Origin of the sequence: Cyanobium sp. PCC 7001 (assembly GCF_000155635.1) — a bacterium.
Lineage (GTDB): Bacteria > Cyanobacteriota > Cyanobacteriia > PCC-6307 > Cyanobiaceae > NIES-981.
Map to the genome: position 1 here is coordinate 925,292 of NZ_DS990556.1, position 18,824 is coordinate 944,115.

The 18,824-nt window shown below is 69.6% G+C and carries 14 protein-coding genes; 8 read left to right on the forward strand and 6 right to left on the reverse strand.

The window, feature by feature from the left end:
* Positions 1–28 precede the first annotated feature (28 nt).
* On the forward strand, positions 29–1,675 hold the full coding sequence (locus tag CPCC7001_RS04570) for a bifunctional aminoglycoside phosphotransferase/ATP-binding protein (RefSeq protein ID WP_006909248.1): 1,647 nt from the start codon (positions 29–31) through the stop codon (positions 1,673–1,675).
* Here the strand turns inward: CPCC7001_RS04570 and CPCC7001_RS04575 are convergent.
* A complete protein-coding gene (locus CPCC7001_RS04575; RefSeq protein ID WP_006911366.1) occupies positions 1,672–2,856 on the reverse strand; it encodes a DUF389 domain-containing protein in 1,185 nt (394 codons plus the stop codon). The two genes, CPCC7001_RS04570 and CPCC7001_RS04575, sit on opposite strands and share 4 nt — an antisense overlap.
* A 106-nt stretch (positions 2,857–2,962) precedes the next feature.
* Here CPCC7001_RS04575 and CPCC7001_RS04580 point away from each other — a divergent pair, with 106 nt between their 5' ends.
* A complete protein-coding gene (locus CPCC7001_RS04580) occupies positions 2,963–3,763 on the forward strand; it encodes a potassium channel family protein (protein WP_050757068.1) in 801 nt (266 codons plus the stop codon).
* On the opposite strand, the gene CPCC7001_RS04585 is transcribed toward CPCC7001_RS04580, so the two are convergent.
* From CPCC7001_RS04585 to CPCC7001_RS04595, 3 genes are all read right to left on the reverse strand, one after another.
* The gene (locus tag CPCC7001_RS04585; RefSeq protein ID WP_006911474.1) at positions 3,760–6,915 is read right to left on the reverse strand and encodes an efflux RND transporter permease subunit; all 3,156 of its coding nucleotides are present in this window, start codon (positions 6,913–6,915) and stop codon (positions 3,760–3,762) included. The two genes, CPCC7001_RS04580 and CPCC7001_RS04585, sit on opposite strands and share 4 nt — an antisense overlap.
* 101 nt (positions 6,916–7,016) lie before the next feature.
* Positions 7,017–7,232, reverse strand: a complete 216-nt coding sequence (locus tag CPCC7001_RS04590) for a DUF3136 domain-containing protein (RefSeq protein WP_006909337.1) — start codon at positions 7,230–7,232, stop codon at positions 7,017–7,019.
* A 79-nt stretch (positions 7,233–7,311) separates the two neighbouring features.
* Entirely contained in the window at positions 7,312–8,880 is a 1,569-nt protein-coding gene (locus CPCC7001_RS04595; RefSeq protein ID WP_006909412.1) for a bifunctional orotidine-5'-phosphate decarboxylase/orotate phosphoribosyltransferase, read from the reverse strand.
* Positions 8,881–9,049: 169 nt separating this feature from the next.
* Here CPCC7001_RS04595 and CPCC7001_RS04600 point away from each other — a divergent pair, with 169 nt between their 5' ends.
* Complete coding sequence (locus CPCC7001_RS04600; RefSeq protein ID WP_006909708.1) at positions 9,050–10,426, forward strand: cation:proton antiporter; 1,377 nt, start codon at positions 9,050–9,052, stop codon at positions 10,424–10,426.
* 27 nt (positions 10,427–10,453) lie between these two features.
* On the opposite strand, the gene pyrC is transcribed toward CPCC7001_RS04600, so the two are convergent.
* Positions 10,454–11,503 (reverse strand): dihydroorotase, encoded by a 1,050-nt coding sequence (gene pyrC / locus CPCC7001_RS04605; protein ID WP_006911064.1) that lies wholly within the window; start codon positions 11,501–11,503, stop codon positions 10,454–10,456.
* A gap of 222 nt (positions 11,504–11,725) precedes the next feature.
* Between pyrC and CPCC7001_RS04610 the strand changes: the two genes are divergently transcribed.
* Positions 11,726–11,953 carry a DUF3136 domain-containing protein gene (locus tag CPCC7001_RS04610; RefSeq protein WP_006911641.1) on the forward strand — a complete coding sequence of 76 codons (228 nt, stop codon included), beginning with the start codon at positions 11,726–11,728 and terminating at the stop codon, positions 11,951–11,953.
* A 165-nt stretch (positions 11,954–12,118) separates the two neighbouring features.
* On the forward strand, positions 12,119–13,351 hold the full coding sequence (locus CPCC7001_RS04615; protein ID WP_050757188.1) for an FAD/NAD(P)-binding oxidoreductase: 1,233 nt from the start codon (positions 12,119–12,121) through the stop codon (positions 13,349–13,351).
* Between the two features lie 22 nt (positions 13,352–13,373).
* Here the strand turns inward: CPCC7001_RS04615 and CPCC7001_RS04620 are convergent, their stop codons facing one another.
* On the reverse strand, positions 13,374–14,441 hold the full coding sequence (locus CPCC7001_RS04620) for an acetate/propionate family kinase (RefSeq protein ID WP_006909274.1): 1,068 nt from the start codon (positions 14,439–14,441) through the stop codon (positions 13,374–13,376).
* 139 nt (positions 14,442–14,580) lie between these two features.
* Here CPCC7001_RS04620 and CPCC7001_RS04625 point away from each other — a divergent pair, with 139 nt between their 5' ends.
* From CPCC7001_RS04625 to CPCC7001_RS04635, 3 genes are all read left to right on the forward strand, one after another.
* The gene (locus CPCC7001_RS04625; RefSeq protein ID WP_006909198.1) at positions 14,581–16,074 is read left to right on the forward strand and encodes a Na/Pi cotransporter family protein; all 1,494 of its coding nucleotides are present in this window, start codon (positions 14,581–14,583) and stop codon (positions 16,072–16,074) included.
* Between the two features lie 62 nt (positions 16,075–16,136).
* Positions 16,137–17,066 (forward strand): CHAD domain-containing protein, encoded by a 930-nt coding sequence (locus CPCC7001_RS04630; RefSeq protein ID WP_043368608.1) that lies wholly within the window; start codon positions 16,137–16,139, stop codon positions 17,064–17,066.
* 109 nt (positions 17,067–17,175) lie between these two features.
* Positions 17,176–18,657, forward strand: a complete 1,482-nt coding sequence (locus CPCC7001_RS04635) for an iron uptake porin (RefSeq protein ID WP_006910858.1) — start codon at positions 17,176–17,178, stop codon at positions 18,655–18,657.
* Positions 18,658–18,824 lie beyond the last annotated feature (167 nt).

Genomic DNA, 18,824 nt, shown 5'->3' on the forward strand with positions numbered 1-18,824 from the left:
CCGGTACGTTCTCCAGTCCGTCCAGGCGATGGGTCCCAACAATCCCTCCCAGGACCCCTCTCAGGACCACTCCCAGGAGTGCTCCCCTGATCTGCCGGAGCTGATTCAGGCCCTGCTCCGGCCGCAGGCCTATCCCCATCCGGTGAGCCGATTCCAGCTGCTGCAGACCCACATCTCCTGGGTGGTGCTCACCGGCAGCCTCGCCTACAAGATCAAGAAGCCGGTGAACTTCGGCTTCGTGGACTTCAGCACCCTGGAACGGCGCCGGCGCTGCTGCCATGAGGAGGTGCGGCTCAACCGGCGGCTCAACCCGCGGCTCTACCGCGGCGTGGTGGCGATCGGTGGCAGCCCGGCCCAACCCCGTATCGCCGAGGCCACGGATGAGCCGGCGGCCAGCAGCGGGCAAGCCCGGGAGTATGCGGTGCGGATGGAGCAGTTCCCCCAGGAGGCCCTGCTGCCGGCCGTGCTGGAGCGGGGCAAGGTGAGCGGCCGCCACATCGACCGGCTGGCGGATGCGCTGGCCCGCTTCCATGGCCAGGCCGCCCAGGCCGAGCGGGATGGCCCCTATGGCACCCCCAAGGCCGTGCTGGAGCCGGTGCTGGCCAACGTCACCAGCCTGCGGCGCCACGCCGATCCCGGGCTGGCTCCGCGGCTCGAGCGGCTCCAGGCCTGGATCCAGCGCACCGATCGCCAGCTGCGGAGCCGCTTCGCCGCCCGGCTGGCCAGCGGCCGGATCCGGGAATGCCACGGCGATCTCCATCTCGGCAACCTGCTGCTGCGCCGCGAGGCCATCGAGGTGTTCGACTGCCTGGAGTTCAACCCCGGGCTGCGCTGGATCGATCCGATCAGCGACATCGCCTTTCTGGTGATGGACCTGCAGGAGCACGGAGAGCAGGCCCTGGGCTCCCGGCTGCTCAACCGCTGGCTGGAGCAGAGCGGCGACTACCGCGGGCTGGAGCTCTGGGCCTGGTACGTGAGCTACCGGGCCCTGGTGCGGGCCAAGGTGGCGGCCCTGGCCGCTGACCAGGTCAGCGTGGAGCGCTACATCCGCCTGGCGGAGCGCACCGCCGAGCCCCGCCCCCAGGGTCTGGTGCTGTGCCACGGGCTGTCCGGCTCCGGCAAGTCGCACCACAGCGGCAGGCTGCTGGAGCAGCTCGGTGCCATCCGCCTGCGCTCGGATGTGGAACGCAAGCGGCTGTTCGGCCTCTGGGGCGTGGCCAGAGCGGATCGCGATGGGCCGCCGCCCCGCCAGGGGGACCCCTATGCAGCCGCGGTGGGGGAGGAGCTGTTCTCCCGGGTGCTGCCGGAACTGGCCGAAACGCTGCTGCGGGCCGGCCAGACCGTAATCGTGGATGCCACCTTCCTGCAACGCCGGAACCGCCAGGCCATGGCCGCCGTGGCCGCCAGGGCGGGGGTACCGCTGGTGATCGTCAGCTGCGAGGCGCCCAAGGCCCTGCTCGAGCAGCGGCTGCGGCAACGGCAGCGCCAGGGGGAGGACCCCTCCGATGCCGATCTGGCCGTGCTGCGGCAGCAGGAGCGCGATCACGAGCCCCTCACCGCCGAGGAACAACGCCACAACCTCACCATCGGCCCCTCCAGCACCGGAGTGGCCGATGCCGTGCGGGAGCGGCTGCGGCCCCGCTCCCCCGGGTCGTTCGACACGGGCATGGCCTAGTCCGCCCGAGGGGGTTGGGGCTCCGGAGTTTCCTTGGCGGAAGGGGCCGGCTTCGGCGTCTGCTTGCGCACCTGGCCATCGGATCCCATCGTGCCGGGTGCCTTGCCCTCGGGGAGGGGCGGAACGGAGGGCACGAACGGTGTGGCCTCCCTGGGGGCGAGGGTCTCCGGCGACACCACCACTGACTCCGGGTTGGGCGGGGTCTCCGGGCCGATCACATCGATGGAGGTGCGCTGCACCAGCAGCCGGTAGCGGTAGGGCTGGCGGGAGTTGATGAAGTCCTGCACGTCCGCCACCTGCCGGGGAGTGGGCAGGTTGGGCTTGCTCACCCGCACCGAGGCCCGGATCAGGGGGGGGTTCTGGCCCCAGTCGATGCTGATCCCCACCAGCTCGGCGTCCTGGCCCAGGGTGATGGTCTCCTTGCGCAGGCTCTCGGCGATGTCCTGCTCCACCCGATCCAGGGCCGCCTGGCGGCGGGCATTGGCCGTGAGTGCCAGGAAACTGGTGCTGAGCGGGATCAGCAGCAGACCGGTGAACAGCAGGCTGATGTAGCCGAGCTTGCTGGTGAACAGCTTCTGGCGCAGCTCCGGTCGGGCGATCCCCAGCATCACCAGGGCGCCGCTGAGGATGCCGAGCAGGTTGGCGGCGAACAGCAGGCCGGCCCCCCGCGCCATCTGCCACTCCCCGGCCGCGATCAGCAGGCCGAACACGCACACCGGCGGCACCAGCGCCACCGCGATCGCGGTGCCGGCCAACGAGCCGATCGCCTTCACCCGCACCTTGGCGTAGGTGGCGATCGCCCCGGCCACGATGGCGATCGCCAGATCCAGCACATTGGGCGCGGTACGTCCCAGCACCTCCGAGCCGAACACCGGCAGGGCCACCACAGCACCCAGCAGCGCCGAGATCGCCACCGTGGTGAGCACGCCGATGCTGAGTGTGAGCAGGCCACGACCCACCAGGGGGAGGTTGCCCCGCAGGATCGCGAAGGCGGTGGCCCGCAACGGCAGGATCCACGGCGCGATCAGCATCGCTCCGATCACCACCGCCGTGCTGTTGGCGAGCAGCCCCAGGGTGGCGATCAGACCCGAAGCGGTGGTGAGCACCAGGTATTCCTGATCGAGCCGGGCGTCGGTCCGGAACTGCCGGTTCAGAACGCTGGTCGAGAGAACGGACGACATCAGGGCGCGCAGCCGGCAGGGAGTCCCTGTACTGGATCATCGTTCAGATCAGACGATGTTCAGCCATGCGGTGTGCTGGAGAGTGGCAGCTGATCGCCCGGCCGCGATGACCCGCCATCGCCTCCGCAGACTCCACCGCACCTACAAGGTGCTGCTGGCGGCCTGCCTGCTGTTGCTGGCCTGCTTCACCCTGCCGCCTCCCTGGTACGGGATCTCCAGCGTGGGGTACCTGCTGCTGGGGCTGGTGATGGTGCGGGGCCTGGGCGATCCCGTGGATCAGCTGCAGTTCGGCACCGTGCCCCGCCGGCTGTTCAAGCTGCTCGGCTGGGGCACGGTGATCATGGGACTGATCTGGTTCCTCACCCCGCTGCAGCTGCGCCACTCCGGCGTGCCCGTGCTGATTCTCTGGGCCCTGTTCAGCAACTGGAGCGCGATCCGGCTGATCCGGGGCCTGGCCCAGGAACGGCAGGTGAGCATGGATGTGCTGAGGGGCTCCCTGGCGGGCTACCTGATGCTGGGACTGGCCGGTGGACTGATCTGCGCCGCCCTCGAGACCACCAACCCGGGCAGCTTCAGCAACGTGGACTTCGCCGGCTCCATCCCCGCCACCGAGGCCGAGGTGTACCCGGTGTGGAGCCTGAATTTCGTGCGGCTCAACTATTTCTCGTTCGTGAGTCTCACCACGGCGGGCTATGGCGACATCACCCCGCTCACGCCGATGGCGCAGATGGTGAGCGTGGGCCTGGCCGTGGTGGGCACCTTCTACATCGCGGCCGTGATGGGCCTGCTGATCAGCCGCCTCTCCACCGTCCAGCAGCAGGGCCAGCCCCAGCCGAGCGACAGGCCTTCCCAATCCGCTCCAGGGCGGCACACGGAGCCAGGGACAACGACAGAGAGAGAGTCCTAGAAGGCTTCGGAGCCCCTCTCCTGGGCTCCTCGGGACCGCTGACGGCCCAGCTCCCAGCCCTTCACGATCCGGTAGATCACCGGCACCACGAACAGGCTCAGCACCGTGGCCACGAGCAGGCCTGCGAACACCACCGTGCCGATGCTGGTGCGGCTGGCGGCACCGGCACCGCTGGCGAACAGCAGCGGCATGAAGCCGGCCAGCGAGGAGATGGCCGTGAGCAGGATGGGGCGCAGACGGGCCACGGCAGCGCCATGGATGGCCTGCTCGAGGGGCATCCCAGCCGCCAGGCGCTGGTTGGCGAACTCCACGATCAGGATGCCGTTCTTGGCCGCCAGGCTCACCAGCACCAGCAGGCCCATGCGGCCGTACACGTCCAGGGGCAGATCCCGGATCGCCAGTCCGGCGATGCCGCCCAGCAGACCCAGGGGCACCGTGACCAGGATGATCATCGGGTCGATGAAGTTCTCGTAGAGGCCCGCCAGCACCAGCACCATCACCACCACCGCCAGCAGGAACACCTGCTCGTTGGCGCCACCGGCGCGGGCCTCCTCCCGGGCCAGACCTGCCCACTCCAGGTCGGTGGCGGAACTGCCGAGCTCCCGACGCACCTCCTGCAGCCGGTCCATGGCCTGGCCCGTGCTCACCCCCATCAGGGGCTGGGCCCGGATGCCGATCGATCGCACCAGGCGGGTGTGGTTGATCACCGTGGGGCCCGTGTCCTGCACCACCCGCACCACCTCGGCCAGGGGGATGAGGGTGTCGTCCCGCCCACGCACCTGCAGCGCCAGCACGTCCTGCACGTTGCGGCGTTCGGCCCCCTCCAGCTGCACGATCACCCGGCGCACCCGGTCCCCCTCGAAGCTGTCGTTCACGTAGTCGCTGCCGAAGCTGGCCCCCAGCACCTCCACCAGCTCCTCCAGATCCACCCCGAGGGAGCCCAGCTTGAGGCGGTCGGGCTCGAGCCGCACCAGCGGCGCGTTCGCCACGAAGCGGGTGTTCACCCGCTCGAAGGCACCGGTGGCCTGGGCGGCCTCAATGAAGCTCTGGGCCACCTGCTCGAACTCGGTGAGGCTCAGCCGGCCGCCACTGGTGTCGAGCAGTTCGAACTCGATGCCGCCCTCGCTGCCGAAACCGCGCACCGTGGGTGCCTCGATCACCACCACCTGGGCATCACCGATGCTGGCGGCCAGCCGGCCGTTCAGCCGGGCGGCCAGGGCGGCGGGGGTCTGATCGCTGCCCTGCCGCTCATCGACCGGCTTGAGGCGCAGAAAGAAAATGCCCTTGTTGGGGCCGCTGTCGCCGAAGGAGCGGCCGGCGTAGAAGTTGCCCGTCACCACCAGGGGTTCCTCGGCGATCACCTGGCGCACGCGCTCCATCACGGCCTGGGTGCGCGCCAGGGCCATCCCGTCGGGCAGCACCACCACGCCCCGCAGCTGGCTGCCGTCCTCCTGGGGAATGAAGGCCTTGGGCCGCTGCTGGTAGGCCGCGGCCGTGAGCAGCAGACCCACCAGCAGCAGCGCCACGATGCGGCGGCGCCAGCCCAGGGCCCGGGTGAGCCAGCGGTCGTAGGGCCCTTCCAGGGACTCGAGGGCCCGCCTGGGGGGATCGATCCAGCGCAGCAGCCAGGCCGGCTCGCCGCCGCCGCCCGCCGGCAGCAGCCGGCTGGCGGCCACGGGCGTGAAGGTGAGGGCATTGAAGGTGGAGAACACGATCGTGGCTCCGATCGTGAGGCCGATCGGGGCGTAGAGGCGTCCGGTGCTGCCGCCCAGGGTGAGCACCGGCAGGAACACGGCGATCAGCACCAGGGAGGTGGCCACCACGGCTCCGCCCAGCTCCGCCATGGCCTCGCGCGCCGCCAGCAGGGGGGGGTGGCCCTGCTCGATCCGGCGGCCGATGTCCTCGCTCACCACGATGGCGTCATCCACCACCAGGCCGGTGGCCAGCACCATGCCGAACAGGGTGAGGGTGTTGATCGAGCTGTCGGTGAGCCGCAGCACCGTGAGCGATCCAACCAGGGCCACCGGCACCACCAGGGCGGAGAGGAGGGCCAGGCGGCTGTTGCCGAGGCCGAGCAGCAGCGCCAGGAACACCAGCAGCACCGCATCCCGCAGGCTGGCCAGGGTGCGGTCGATGTTCTGACGCACCGTCTCGGCCTCATCGATGATCACCTGGAACTCCACCCCGGGAGGCAGGTTCGGGGTGATCTCGTCGAGGGCGGTGCTGATGCCACGGCTCACGTCGAGGGCATTGCTGCCATCCCGCTGGAAGATGCCCATCGCCACGGTGGCCTTGCCCTGCAGGTTGGTGGCGATGGCGTCGTAGTTCTCGCTGCCGAGGGTCACGCGGCCCACGTCACGCAGCAGGGTCACCCCGCCCTCCGGCGTCGGCGCCACCACCAGCTGCTCGAACTCCTGCACGCTGCGCAGGCGCCCCTCCATGCGCAGGGGCAGGGTGAGCATCTGATCGTCGGGGGCCGGGGCGTCGCCGGCCTGGCCCAGGGCCGCCAGCACGTTCTGCTCCTCGAGGGCATCCCGCACGTCGGTGATGGTGAGCCCCAGCTGGTTGAGCCGGGCGGGATCGAGCCAGAGCCGGAACGCCAGGGGGCTGCCGCCGAACAGGCGCGCCTCCCCCACCCCCGACACCCGCTGCAGGCGGTCGATCACCACCTGCTCCACCCAGCCGCTCAGGAAGGTGTCGTCGTAGAGGTCACGGTCGGCGCTGAAGCTCAGCACCATCAGCAGGTCGTCGGAGCTGCGGCGCACCCGCACGCCGAAGCGGGCCACCTGGGGCGGCAGGCGGGGGTTCACCACCGCCGCCTCGTTCTGGGCGTTGATCTGGTTGATCTCCGGGTCGCCGCCCTCGAAGCTGAGGGTGATGCTGCTGCTGCCGGCCGAGCTGGTGGATCGCACCTGATCCAGGCGTTCCAGCCCGTTGAGCTGCTTCTCCAGCAGGGTGGTCACCCCCTGCTCCACCACTTCGGGGCTGGCGCCGGGATAGCTGGTGCTCACCGTGACCCGGCCGGGCGCGATGGGGGGCAGGTTCTCGATCTGCAGGCCCGGCAGGCTCACAAAGCCCGCCAGCAGCACCAGCAGGCTGATCACCAGCGTGAGCACCGGCCGGCGCAGAAAGGGATCCGAGATCGATTTCACGCGGGGGATTCCTGCAGGGCGGCGCAGCTGGGATGGGCGCAGCCCGGGAGAGGCCGTCGCCGCGCCGTTCTAGGTGAAATCGGCTCCCGCCGAGAATGGAGCTAAGCCAGATCGCGCTTCAGCACCACGCAGAGGTAGTCCGGCGCCTTGTAGCGGCCCGGCAGGCAGATGTGGAGCTGGGCCAGGCGGCTCCAGCACACCGTGCGCTCGATCGCTGCCCGGCTGCGGCCCTCCTGGAGCAGGCGCCGCAGGGCCTTGCAGTACAGGGAGTAGTTCGCCTCCAGTTCCCCGATCGTGAGGCCGGTGCTGCTGCTCATGGCGAGGGTGGCGCCCGGGAGGTTCAGGGGCGCACACTCACCCTAGGAGCCCATGGTCTGGCGCCTTCGGCGGGCGCCGTCACAGCTCCGGCAGCAGCAGGGCGGCCTGGCCATCGCTGAGGCGCCCGGCGGCATGGAGCACCCGGGTGATGGTGTCGATGCCCAGCACCGCCTGGCAGCGGTAGCCCGCGGCCGCCAGCCGTTCCTTGGCGCGACGGTCGTGGTCGCCGCCATGGTCGAGAAACACCACCACATCCTGCACCTGGAGGCCGGAGCTCTCGAGCTTGGCGATGCCCTCGAGCACGCTGCCGCCGGTGATCAGGATGTCATCCACCACAACCACCAGGTCCCCCTCCTCGAAATCCCCCTCGATCAGGCGGCGGGCCCCATGGGCTTTCACCTCCTTGCGCGGGTAGATCAGGGGCTTGTGCAGCAGCAGGGAGAGACCGGTGGCCGTGGGCAGGGAGCCGTAGGGAATCCCGGCGATCCGGTCGAACACCAGCTCCTCCATGCGGCCCGCGTAGGCATGCAGCACCCGGTGGAAGAGGTTCGGATCGGAGATGATCTGGCGCAGGTCGATGTAGTAGTTGAACACCGCCCCTGAGGCCTGCACGTAGTCGCCGAACAGCAGGCAGCCGATGTCGAACAGATCCACGATCAGCGATTCCAGCCCATCCGCCGAAGCCAGCAATGCCTCCTGCAGGGGCACCGCCTGAACGGCCACCCCGGCGGGCTCCAGGGGCGGCCGCGGGCTGAGCCGATCCAGCGAGGGCCGGGCTGGCGGGGCGGGCAGCCACACGTCGCAGCGTTCGGCGTCACCGGCACCACGCCGCTCCAGCCAGCGGGTGCGGGTGGCATTGATCTGCAACTTGAGCACTTCGGCCCGCTGGGCGATGTCGTCCTCCACCAGCAGGTTCTGGGGCAGGGGGAGCAGCAGTCCGTCGCCGGCGCTGGAGAGGCCGGCCTGCAGCATCGCCTCCAGCTTCTCCTCCACGCCCCAGAGGCTGCGCAGGATCAGGAACCGCTCCGGCGCCTCCTGACGCACCCGGGCCAGGATCGCAGGATCGCTGGTGCCCACCTCCAGCAGCAGCTGCTCGGGGGTGGCCCAGAGCAGGCACTCGCGCACGATGCGCAGGTAGAGGGGATGCTCCTCGCTGGGGAAGTGCTGGATCAGGCGCGCCGCCTCGTTCGAGCTGTGGCAGGTGATCACCACCGCCTTGTCGGGATAGAGCAGGAACGGGGCCGCGATGTCCTGGCCGGCCAGGGGCGAGAGGGTGACGGCATCGGCCGTGAGCTCCCGGAACACGTACTGGGCCAGCGCCGAGGAGGAGTTGAGGTCGCCGTGCTTGCTGTCGATGATCAGGGGAAGATCGGGCGGCACCAGATCCCTCACCTCCAGCAGCAGCTCCAGACCCACCGGGCCGAGGGCCTGGTAGAAGCCGAGGCTGGGCTTGTAGGCGCACACGTGGGGAGCGGTGGCCTCGATCACCGCCTTGATCCAGTGCCGGGCCTGGCTGAGGAAGGAACGGCCCGCCATGCCGCGGCGGCCCACCCAGCTCTGCAGCATCTCCGGGTTGGGATCCAGACCGGTGACCAGCAGCGACTGGCGATCGGCGATGGCGTCGGTGAGGCGAACGAAGAACCCCATCGGCCTGAGGCTGGCTAGGGCTGTTGCTAAGTCACGGACCAGACCTGGCGACATCCGCCGACATAGCTCTTATTGAACGCCCTGGGCACGCCCGCGGGGATTCCGATCGCCGCAGTGCTGGCGGTGAGAGGTGCCGGTGCCTACGGTCGCCGCAACAGAGCTCCCTCCGATGCCGGTGCCGATCCAGCTCATGCCCTGGAGCCTTGCCAGCGTCGTGTCCGCCAACCTCAGCGATGTGCCGATTCAGGCGCGTCTGCTGTTCATCGGCGTGCTGTTCCTCGGCACGCTGGCCGTGAGCCGCTTCTCGATCCGCCTCGGCATCCCGGGGGTGCTGGGCGTGCTGCTGCTCGGCCTGCTGGTGAACGTGAACTACCTCGACATCACCCATGTGGAGGCGGAGAACCTGCAGATCTTCGCCCTGGCCCTGCTGCTCTTCTATGCCGGATTGAAGACCGATCTGAAGGCGATCCGGGGCTTTCTGGAGTACGGCCTGCTGCTGGCCCTCGGCGGCGTGATGATCACCTCCCTGGCCCTCGGGGGGTTGATCTGGTGGCTCTCCTCCGCCACCGGCGGCGCCATTGCCCTGGGCTTCGGCAACGGCATCCCGCTCGGCGCGGCCTTCCTGGTGGCCGCCTGCCTGGGCTCCACCGATGCCGGCGCCACCCTCAGCGTGCTGGCCCAGGTGCGGCCCGGGGTTCCCCTGCGGCTGCAGCACCTGCTGGAGTTCGAGTCGGCGGTGAACGATCCGGCCGCCCTGCTGGTGTACGGCCTGCTGATCGAGCTGTTCACCAGTGCGGCCTCCCCCGGCGCATCCGCCGGCAGCGGCGCGGCCGATCCCTACATGGCCATGGCGCTGCTGGAGGGCCTCAAGGGCTTCGTGCAGCAGATCGGCTCGGGGCTGATCGTGGGCGTGCTGTTCGGCTATGTGGCCAAGTTCGTGATCGATTACCTGGTGCACGAGCGGGCCCAGCTGCTGGTGGTCGCCATGTCGATCGCCTTCATCGATTACGGCGTCACCGATCTGCTGGGGGGGTCAGGCTTCGTGGCGGTGTACGTGACCGGGGTGTTCATGACCAACATGAACTACCGGCTGGCGGATGTGAATCACGAAACCATCCAGGAGGTGCTGCTGCCCTTCAACACCATGACCGAGATCACCGTGTTCCTGATCTTCGGGCTCCTGGTGTCGCCGGCGGACCTGCTGGGCGCCGTGCCGATGGGCATCGCCGCCGCCGGAGCACTGATGCTGGTGGCCCGGCCTCTGGGGGTGCTTCTGTTCCAGCCCTTCTCCCCCTTCAGCCGGCGGGAATCCACCTTGATCGCCTGGTGCGGTCTGCGGGGGGCCGTGCCCCTGGCCCTCTCGTATCACGTGGTGAGCGCGATTCCCCAGCTGCGGGGCCTGGATCCGGCCCTGGCCGAGCCCCTCGCCCACAACGCCCAGGGCATCGTTTTCGTGGTGGTGGTGCTCAACCTGCTGCTGCAGGGCTTCACCCTGCCCCGGGTGTGCCGGGGCCTGGGCCTGAGCGCCGGTGCAGCGGGGCCCTGACGCGGGAGACCCAGAAGGCCGGCCCGCTCAGACCAGCTGCCAGGTCAGCGTTTCCCCGGCATGGAACGGCACCAGCTCCACCGGCGCGCCGGCCGCATCCGTCAACGCCAGCCGCTCGTCCACGGCATGGGGCCGGCGCTCCAGGATGATCTGGCCGGGGTTGAGGGGCAGCCCGTAGAAGCGGGGGCCGTGCTCACTGGCGAAGGCCTCCAGCCGCTCCAGCGCCCCCTCCTGCTCGAACACCGCGGCGTAGCTCTCGATCGCGTAGGGGGCGTTGAAGATGCCGGCGCAACCGCAGGCCGACTCCTTGGCGGAGCGGGCGTGGGGCGCCGAATCGGTGCCGAGGAAGAAGCAGGGGTCTCCGGAGGTGGCCGCGGCCCGCAGGGCCAGGCGGTGCAGCTCCCGCTTCGCCACCGGCAGGCAGTAGAAATCGGGCCGCAGGCCCCCCCGGAACATGGCGTTGCGGTTGATGTGGAGGTGGTGGGGCGTGATCGTGGCGGCCAGCTGGGGGGGGCCGCTGCGCACGAAGTCCACCGCGTCGCTGGTGGTGATGTGCTCCAGCACCACCTTCAGGCCGGGATGGCGCTGGAGCAGCGGCGCCAGGTGCCGCTCGATGAACACCGCCTCGCGATCGAAGATGTCGATCTCCGGATCGGTGACCTCCCCGTGGATCAGCAGGGGCATGCCGATCCGCTCCATCGTCTCCAGCACCGGCGTGATCGCCATCAGATCACCCACCCCGGCCTCGGCATTGGTGGTGGCGCGGGCGGGGTAGAGCTTGCAGGCCACCCACACCCCCTGCCGGAAGCCGGCTTCCACCTCCCGGGGGTCGATGGTTTCCGTGAGGTAGGCGGTGAGCAGGGGTTGGAAGCCGCTGCCCGCGGGCAACGCCCGGCGGATCCGCTCGCCGTAGGCCTGCGCCGCCGCCACGGTGGTGATCGGTGGCTGGAGGTTGGGCATCACGATCGCCCGGCCGAACTGCCGGGCCGTGGCTCCCACCACCGCCTCGAGCATGGCGCCGTCGCGCAGATGCACATGCCAGTCGTCGGGTTGACGCAGGCGGATCGTGGCGGGCATCGACGAGGTGGGCGACCGAGTGGGCGACGAGGGAAGCATCGAAGTGGGAACCGAAGCGGGGATCACCGCGTGGAGGTGGGATCGGCCAGACCTCCTCTTCCACCCTGCCAGCACGCCGCCGCGGGATTTCAACGCCGGATTCCAAAGAAATCTGTGGGTCCGGCCCCGGCCCGGTGGGCTGCCCCGGAAGCTTCCTAGGGTTGTGGCTGCGATGGGGATCCCATGGGCAGTGAGGCCAAACTCACGATCGGAGAACTGGAAGCGGGCTATCCCACCTACTGCAAGGCCCTGAGGATGCTGATCAAGAACGGCAAATCGCTGGAGGCCATTCAACGCACGATCTGCTGGGACCGCCTCACCCTGCTCCAGAAAAGTCTGCCCACCCGCTACAAGTCCCCCGACTACCTCTACGCCCTGCTCAAGCGCGACGTCGACGAGTTGGCCGCCTGAGCCGCAGGGCCTGGGACCAACCCACGGGATGGCGAAACCGACACGCCTGCGGAAAGTTTCCCATCAGTTTCCCCGTCCAGTGGCCCTGGGGCTGGCTGGACGCACGGCCTGCGTGACTCAATGGAAGAGGACTTTCCCTGAGCGGCCCAGCGCGCCGTGCTGTTCATGCCTCACCACCAGATCCTGATCGTCGGCGGCGGCGCTGCCGGCATCACCGTGGCCGCCCAGCTCAAGCGGGCGCGCAACGCGTTGCAGGTGGCGATTCTCGAGCCGGCCAGTGAGCACTACTACCAGCCGGGCTGGACCCTGGTGGGCGGCGGCGTGTTCAGCATGGCGGAAACCCGCCGGGCCGAGGGCGATGTGATGCCCGCCGGCGTCACCTGGATTCAGGAGGGAGCGGCCGGCTTCGATCCTGAGCGCCAGGTGGTGCGCACCAGCGGCGGCCAGGAGCTCAGCTACGACGTGCTGATCGTGGCCGCCGGTCTGAAGCTGTGCTGGGACCGGATCAAGGGTCTGCCCGAAGCCCTGGGCCAGGGCGGAGTGTGCAGCAACTATTCCAGGGAGTTCGCCCCGTACACCTGGGAAGCGATCCAGGCCTTCAAGGGCGGCAGCAACGGCGCCGGCAACGCCGTGTTCACCTGCGCACCGATGCCGATCAAGTGCCCCGGGGCACCGCAGAAGATCGCCTACATGGCGGACGACGTGTTCAAGACAAAGGGGCTGCAGGCCCGCGTGATCTACGCCACCGCCACCCCCGGCATCTTCGGGGTGCCCACCTACGCCGCCCCGCTGCGGGAGGTGGTGAAGCGTCACGGCATCGACGCCCGCTACAACCACGTGCTCACCGAGGTGCGGCCGGAGAGCCGCGAGGCGGTGTTCACGGTGAAGGACGGCGAGAACAGCCACGAGGAGGTGATCCCCTACGGCCTGCTGCACGTGACCCCGCCGATGGCGGCCCCCGACGTGGTGGCCTCCAGCCCACTTGCGGCCTCCAGCGGCTTCGTGGAGGTGGACAAGTTCACCCTGCAGCACCTGCGCTACCCCAACGTGTTCTCGATGGGCGACGTGAGCGGCATCCCCAACTCCAAGACCGCCGCCGCCGTGCGGGGCCAGGCTCCCGTGGTGGTGGCCAACCTGCTGGCCCACCTCGACGGCAAGCCCCTGGAGGCCGCCTACGACGGCTACAGCTGCTGCCCGCTGATCACCGGCTACGGCAAGGTGATCATGGCCGAGTTCAACTACGAGCAGGAGCCGGTGCCCTCCTTCCCGCTCGACCCCACCAAGGAGCGCTGGATCATGTGGTTCGTGAAGCGCAAGATCCTGCCCTCGCTCTACTGGAACCGGATGCTCACCGGGGCGCAGCACGAACGCCGCTTCATCCCCGGCGTGAAGCGCTAGAGCGACGCTCGAAAGCAAAGCGCTAGGCAGCCTCGCGGCAGAGGCGGGCCATCAGCCCCTCCTCATCGGCCGGCACCGTGAGCAGGGTGGTGGGCTCCAGCCATGCCAGGGCGTCGCTGAGCTCGGCCTTCAGGGCCTGGTCGTGTTCGCCGATGCCCCCGGTGAGGGCGATCACGTCCACCCCCCGCAGGCAGGCGGCCATGGCCCCGATCCCCTCCAGCAGCCGCTGCCGGAACACGGCCAGCGCCAGCTGGGCACCGCGGTGTCCCCGCCCCGCCTCCTCCCGCAGCGTGCGCATGTCGCCGCTGAGCCCGGAGAGGCCCAGCAGGCCGCTGTGGCGCTGCAGGGCCTCATCGATCGCGGCTGCGCTGAGCCCCTGCCGCAGCTGATGCAGCAGCAGACCGGGATCCACGCTGCCGCTGCGGCTGGCCATCACGAGCCCCTCCAGCGGGGTGAACCCCATGGTGGTGGCCATGCTGCGGGGGCCCGTCGCCGGATCGAGGCTCACGGCGCAGAGGGAACAGCCCGCGCCCAGGTGGCAGCTGATCAGCCGGCGGGCCTGGGGATGGCGCGCCGCCACCTGCTCGGCCACGTGCTGGTGGCTGAGGCCATGGAAGCCGAAGCGGCGCAGCCCCGCCGCCCGCCAGTCGGCCGGGATGGCGTAGGTGCGGGCCTCCTCCGGCAGGGAGGCATGAAAGCCGGTGTCGAAGCAGGCCCACTGGGCGAGAGTGGGGGCCTCGGCCTGGCCCCAGGCGCTGAACCAGCGGATGGCCCGCAGCGCCGCGGCGTTGTGCAGGGGAGCCAGGGGCACCAGCCCCTCCAGGGCCTCGACCATGGCGGGGGTGATCGCTGTCGGAGCCGTGAACCGCTCGCCGCCATGCACGACCCGGTGCGCGATCCGCTCCAGGCCCGGCAGCCAGGGGGTGATCGCCGGCAGCAGCCATCCCTCCAGCAAGGCCTCCACGCCGCCGGTTTCACCGGGGTTGAGGGATCGCTGCTGCTGCCAGGGACGCTGCCCATCGGCATCCACGAGCGAGGCCTTGAGGCTGGAGCTGCCGGCATTCACCACCAGGACCAGCGCTGGGGGCATCGGGGCGGGCATCAGGGGCGGTTGCCGCCGAGCGGCTGCACCATTGTTGAACCGCCCGCAAGTCCTAGCGTCCAGGACCGCCGCCGCCTGGATCCCGCCGGCCGTTTCCGCCGGCTGAGCGGCCTCCGTTCCCTGCGCCATGCCCCCAGGCACCACGCTTCTTCACGCCGCCGGCGGCCTCGGGCTGTTCCTGCTGGGGATGGCCCTGATGACCGAGGGGCTGCGCAGCCTGGCCGGGCAGCGGCTGCGCCAGGGCCTGCTGCGCTTCACCCGCTCGGCCTGGAGCGGCGCCATCAGCGGCGCCCTGACCACCGCGATCGTGCAGTCGTCCAGCGCCACCACGGTGATGTCCGTGGGATTCGTGAGTGCGGGGCTGCTCAGCTTCCAGGCCGCCCTGGGGATCATCCTCGGGGCCAACGTGGGCAGCACCGGTCTGGGCTGGCTGGTGGCCCTGCTGGGCATCAGGCTCGATCTGGAGCGGATCATGCTGCCGCTGGTGCTGGTGGGCGCCTGCCTGCGGCTGCTCGGTCGCGGCCGTCAGGCCCAGGCCGGCCTGGCGCTGGCGGGATTCGCGCTGCTGTTCATCGGCATCGGCGGGCTGCAGCAGGCCATGGCCGGCCATGGGTTGCTGCTGGATCCGGCCCGTTTCGACGCCGCGCTGCCCTCCGGCCGGCTGAAGCTGCTGCTGCTGGGGCTGCTCACCACCGTCACCGCCCTGATCGCCGCGATGGGGGCGGGCCTGGGGGCACGGCGCACCGCCGTGGCGCACGTGACCTTCAACCTGTTCACGGCCGTGCTGGCCTTCACGCTCCTGCCTGTGTATCTCTGGGCGCTTCGGCTCGGAGCGGAGACGGGGTTGTCCCCCGAGCCCGAGTTCGCCCTCACGGCCTTCCACACCGGCTTCAACGTGACCGGCGTGCTGCTGATCCTGCCCTTCGCCACACCGTTCGCCGGCCTGATCCGCCGGGTGGTGCCCCCCAGCCCCGACCGCCCCGTGGAGGAGCTGGCCGACACCCCGCCCAAAGAGGCGATGGTGGCGGTCGACCAGGCCTCCACGGCCCTGCGCCAGACCCTGGTGGCCCTGCTCAGCAGCCTGGATGAAGCGCTGGACCATCCCGCCACCGCCCCGGCGGATCTGGCCCAGGGCACGGGCCTGAGGCCGGTCGATCTGGACCACATCGAGCTGTTCGTCGACCAGATCGACCTGCCGAGCGCCCACGACCCGGCCCGCAGCCGGCTGCTGCATCTCCTCCATGGGCTCGACCACCTGCAGCGCCTGCACGAGCGCTGCACCGAGGAGCGGCAGCGTCGTCAGGCGGTGGCCACCGCATCGGCGCTGCGCCCCGAGCGGGACCGGCTGCTCCAGTGCCTGGACGGACTCATTCCCCTGCTGCAGCGGGGAGCGTGGCCTGAGGCCCTGCCGCTGGCGGAGGCCTGTGCCCGGGATCTGCACCACCGGGTGGATCCGTTCCGGCAGGCCGTGATGGAGCAGGTGGCCGCAGGTTCGCTGGCCGTGGAGGAGGGCACGGCCCTGCTGGAGGCGATGCGCTGGCTGCGCCGGGTGAGTCAGCATCTGCAGCGCATCTGCCGGCACCTGGTGGAGGTGATGGAACCCGTCACAACCCGTTCTTAATGCCCTGGGGCTGCCGCCGCCAGCAGAGTGGGCAGGGAGGCCTGAGGACGGAGGCAGCAGCGATGGCCAGCACCGCAGACACCACCGGCCAGCACGTGCACACGCTGCTGGCCGCCCACAGCAAGCGCCTGGTGAAGCTCCATCCCCAGGTGCTGGAGGACAGGGATCCGGAGCCCCTGCACCAGATGCGCGTGGCCATGCGGCGCCTGCGCACCTGCCTGATCCAGTTCGCGCCGGCCCTGGACCTGCCGGCGGGGGTTTCGGCCCAGCGGCTGGCCCGCTCCGGCCGGCGCCTCGGTCTGGCACGGGACCTCGACGTGCTCCGGGAGCGCCTGGACACCAGGCTGCTGCCCCGTCTGAGCGACGCGGAGACGCGGCAGCTCAAGCCGGTGTTCAAACGGCTGAAGCGGGAGCGCCGCGATGCCCAGCACGAGCTCCGCAGCGAGCTCCACAGCGGTCGCTACCTCAAGCTGCTGCAGGCCCTGCAGGGCTGGCTGCGGGACCCCAGCTTCACTCCCCTGGGCGAGCAGCCGCTCAGCGACTGGCTGCCCGAATGGCAGTGGCCCTGGCTCGGCACCCTGCTGCTGCACCCAGCCTGGTGGCTCACCGATGGCACCGGTGCGGAGGAGCAGGAGCTTCTGCACGAGCTGCGCAAGGGCATCAAGGGTGCCCGCTACAGACTCGAAAATCTGCAGCCGGCATCCGGCGACACGGCCCTCAGCTGGGTGGAGCGGCTCAAGCGGGCCCAGGAGCTGCTCGGCGACCTCCATGACCTGGCCGTGCTCCGGGACGCGATCGAGCAGCAACTACCGCAGACCCTGGCAACCCAGATGCCGGAGCTGCATGCACTGCTGGTGGAGCAGCAGGGCAGCAGCTGGAGCGGCTGGCGCGCACTGGCGCCACACCTGCTCGACCCCGGAGAACGGCGTCAGTTGTTGCTGGGCCTGCTCCAGGATCAGGCCAACAGTTCGCCTCAGCGCGCAACTGTGTAGCCCAGACCACATGCGCGGGCCGTCGGGAACACGGGGACTGCGCGGTGTCGATCGATAGGGTCCCGTGGGCGCCTGTCTGGCGTCTGTTCCTTATCGGTGTGAGGACCCGATGAAACTCTTCCAGCAACTGCTGGTGGCTCCTGCGGCTCTGGGCCTGCTGGCCGCCGCGGCCGCCACGGCTTCTGAGATCAGGACCGAGCTCAACATGGACGGCGTCAACCAGTACGCCTCCCAGGAGCAGGTCACCAGCATCTCCCAGTTTTCCGACGTTCAGCCCACCGACTGGGCCTACCAGGCCCTCTCGAACCTGATCGAGCGCTACGGCTGCGTCGCCGGCTATCCCGACGGCACCTACAAGGGCCAGCGGGCCATGACACGTTTCGAGGCGGCCGCCCTGCTCAACGCCTGCCTCGATCGCGTCACCGAGGTGACCGATGAGCTCAAGCGCCTGATGGCCGAGTTCGAGAAGGAGCTCGCCATCCTCAAGGGCCGCGTCGACGGCCTCGAGGCCAAGGTGGGTGAACTGGAGGCCAGCCAGTTCTCCACCACCACCAAGCTGAAAGGCGAAGTGAGCATGATCCTCGGCGGCATGCCCGACTTCGACAACGTGGACGAGGGCCCCAACCCGGATCAGACCACGTTCAACTACGACGTGCGGCTCAGCTTCGACACCAGCTTCACCGGCAAGGACCTGCTGCGCACCCGCCTGCGCGCCGGCAACTTCGAATCCCTGCCCTTCGGCAGCAGCTCCCAGATCTTCAAGCTGGACAAGGCCGAAGCCACCGATGACTCGGTGATCATCGATCGCCTCTACTACGACTTCCCCGTCGGCGACTCCTTCAACGTCACCGTGGGCGCCCTGGTGCGCAACACCGAGATGGTGGCCTTCATCCCCAGCGCCTACAAGTCCAGCATTCTCGACTACTTCCAGCTGTCTGGGGCTTCCGGCACCTACAACAAGGCCACCGGCGCCGGCGCCGGCTTCCGCTGGAAGCAGCAGGTGGAGAAGGGTCGCCCCTATGCCACCTTCTCGGCCAACTACGTGTCGAGCGACGGCTTCGCGGATTCCAGCGTGGGCGCCTTCAATGAGGAAGGCGGCATCAACGCCCTGGCCCAGCTGGGCGTGAAGGCCCCCAACTGGGGTGCCGCCGTGGCCTACCGCTACGGTTCCGAGGCTTCCCGCATCCGTGTGCCCAACTTCTCCGGCACCGTGCTCAGCGGCGAAAGCACCAACAGCGTGGCCGTGGGCGCCTACTGGCAACCCACCGATACCGGCTGGATCCCCTCGATCAGCCTCGGCTACGGCTACAACGACGGCAGTGGTGGGTTCCCCGATTCCCAGTCGTGGATGGTGGGCTTCCAGTGGGATGACGCCTTCGCCAAGGGCAACGCCGCCGGCTTCGCCTTCGGCATGCCTCCCTTCGTGGATGGTGATGAAGGCGATGAGGCCTGGCTGTACGAGATCTTCTACAAGTTCCAGGTCACCGACAACATTTCGATCACGCCGGCCCTCTTCTATGGCACCAATGCAGCCTCCAATGACGGCGACGATGCCTGGGGCGGCGTGATTCAGACCACGTTCAAGTTCTGAATCCGGAGCGGCCAGCCCAGCTCACGGCGACCCAGGCGCCCTCGAGCGTCCGCCCCCCGGGATCCGGGGGGCTTTTTTCTTGGCGCGGTGGGCCTGCTGGATCTCACCGCCTGGCCACGACCATCACAGCACCTCCGCTGGTAGCTGAGATCACCTTCGATGGCCGA

What these genes read in the sequence shown, in the direction of transcription:
- CPCC7001_RS04570 (WP_006909248.1), top strand. Translation starts at nt 29, where the DNA reads ATGGGTCCCAACAATCCCTCCCAGGACCCCTCTCAGGACCACTCCCAG.
- CPCC7001_RS04575 (WP_006911366.1), bottom strand. Translation starts at nt 2,856, where the DNA reads ATGTCGTCCGTTCTCTCGACCAGCGTTCTGAACCGGCAGTTCCGGACC.
- CPCC7001_RS04580 (WP_050757068.1), top strand. Translation starts at nt 2,963, where the DNA reads ATGACCCGCCATCGCCTCCGCAGACTCCACCGCACCTACAAGGTGCTG.
- CPCC7001_RS04590 (WP_006909337.1), bottom strand. Translation starts at nt 7,232, where the DNA reads ATGAGCAGCAGCACCGGCCTCACGATCGGGGAACTGGAGGCGAACTAC.
- CPCC7001_RS04595 (WP_006909412.1), bottom strand. Translation starts at nt 8,880, where the DNA reads ATGGGGTTCTTCGTTCGCCTCACCGACGCCATCGCCGATCGCCAGTCG.
- CPCC7001_RS04600 (WP_006909708.1), top strand. Translation starts at nt 9,050, where the DNA reads ATGCCGGTGCCGATCCAGCTCATGCCCTGGAGCCTTGCCAGCGTCGTG.
- pyrC (WP_006911064.1), bottom strand. Translation starts at nt 11,503, where the DNA reads ATGCCCGCCACGATCCGCCTGCGTCAACCCGACGACTGGCATGTGCAT.
- CPCC7001_RS04610 (WP_006911641.1), top strand. Translation starts at nt 11,726, where the DNA reads ATGGGCAGTGAGGCCAAACTCACGATCGGAGAACTGGAAGCGGGCTAT.
- CPCC7001_RS04615 (WP_050757188.1), top strand. Translation starts at nt 12,119, where the DNA reads ATGCCTCACCACCAGATCCTGATCGTCGGCGGCGGCGCTGCCGGCATC.
- CPCC7001_RS04620 (WP_006909274.1), bottom strand. Translation starts at nt 14,441, where the DNA reads ATGCCCCCAGCGCTGGTCCTGGTGGTGAATGCCGGCAGCTCCAGCCTC.
- CPCC7001_RS04625 (WP_006909198.1), top strand. Translation starts at nt 14,581, where the DNA reads ATGCCCCCAGGCACCACGCTTCTTCACGCCGCCGGCGGCCTCGGGCTG.
- CPCC7001_RS04630 (WP_043368608.1), top strand. Translation starts at nt 16,137, where the DNA reads ATGGCCAGCACCGCAGACACCACCGGCCAGCACGTGCACACGCTGCTG.
- CPCC7001_RS04635 (WP_006910858.1), top strand. Translation starts at nt 17,176, where the DNA reads ATGAAACTCTTCCAGCAACTGCTGGTGGCTCCTGCGGCTCTGGGCCTG.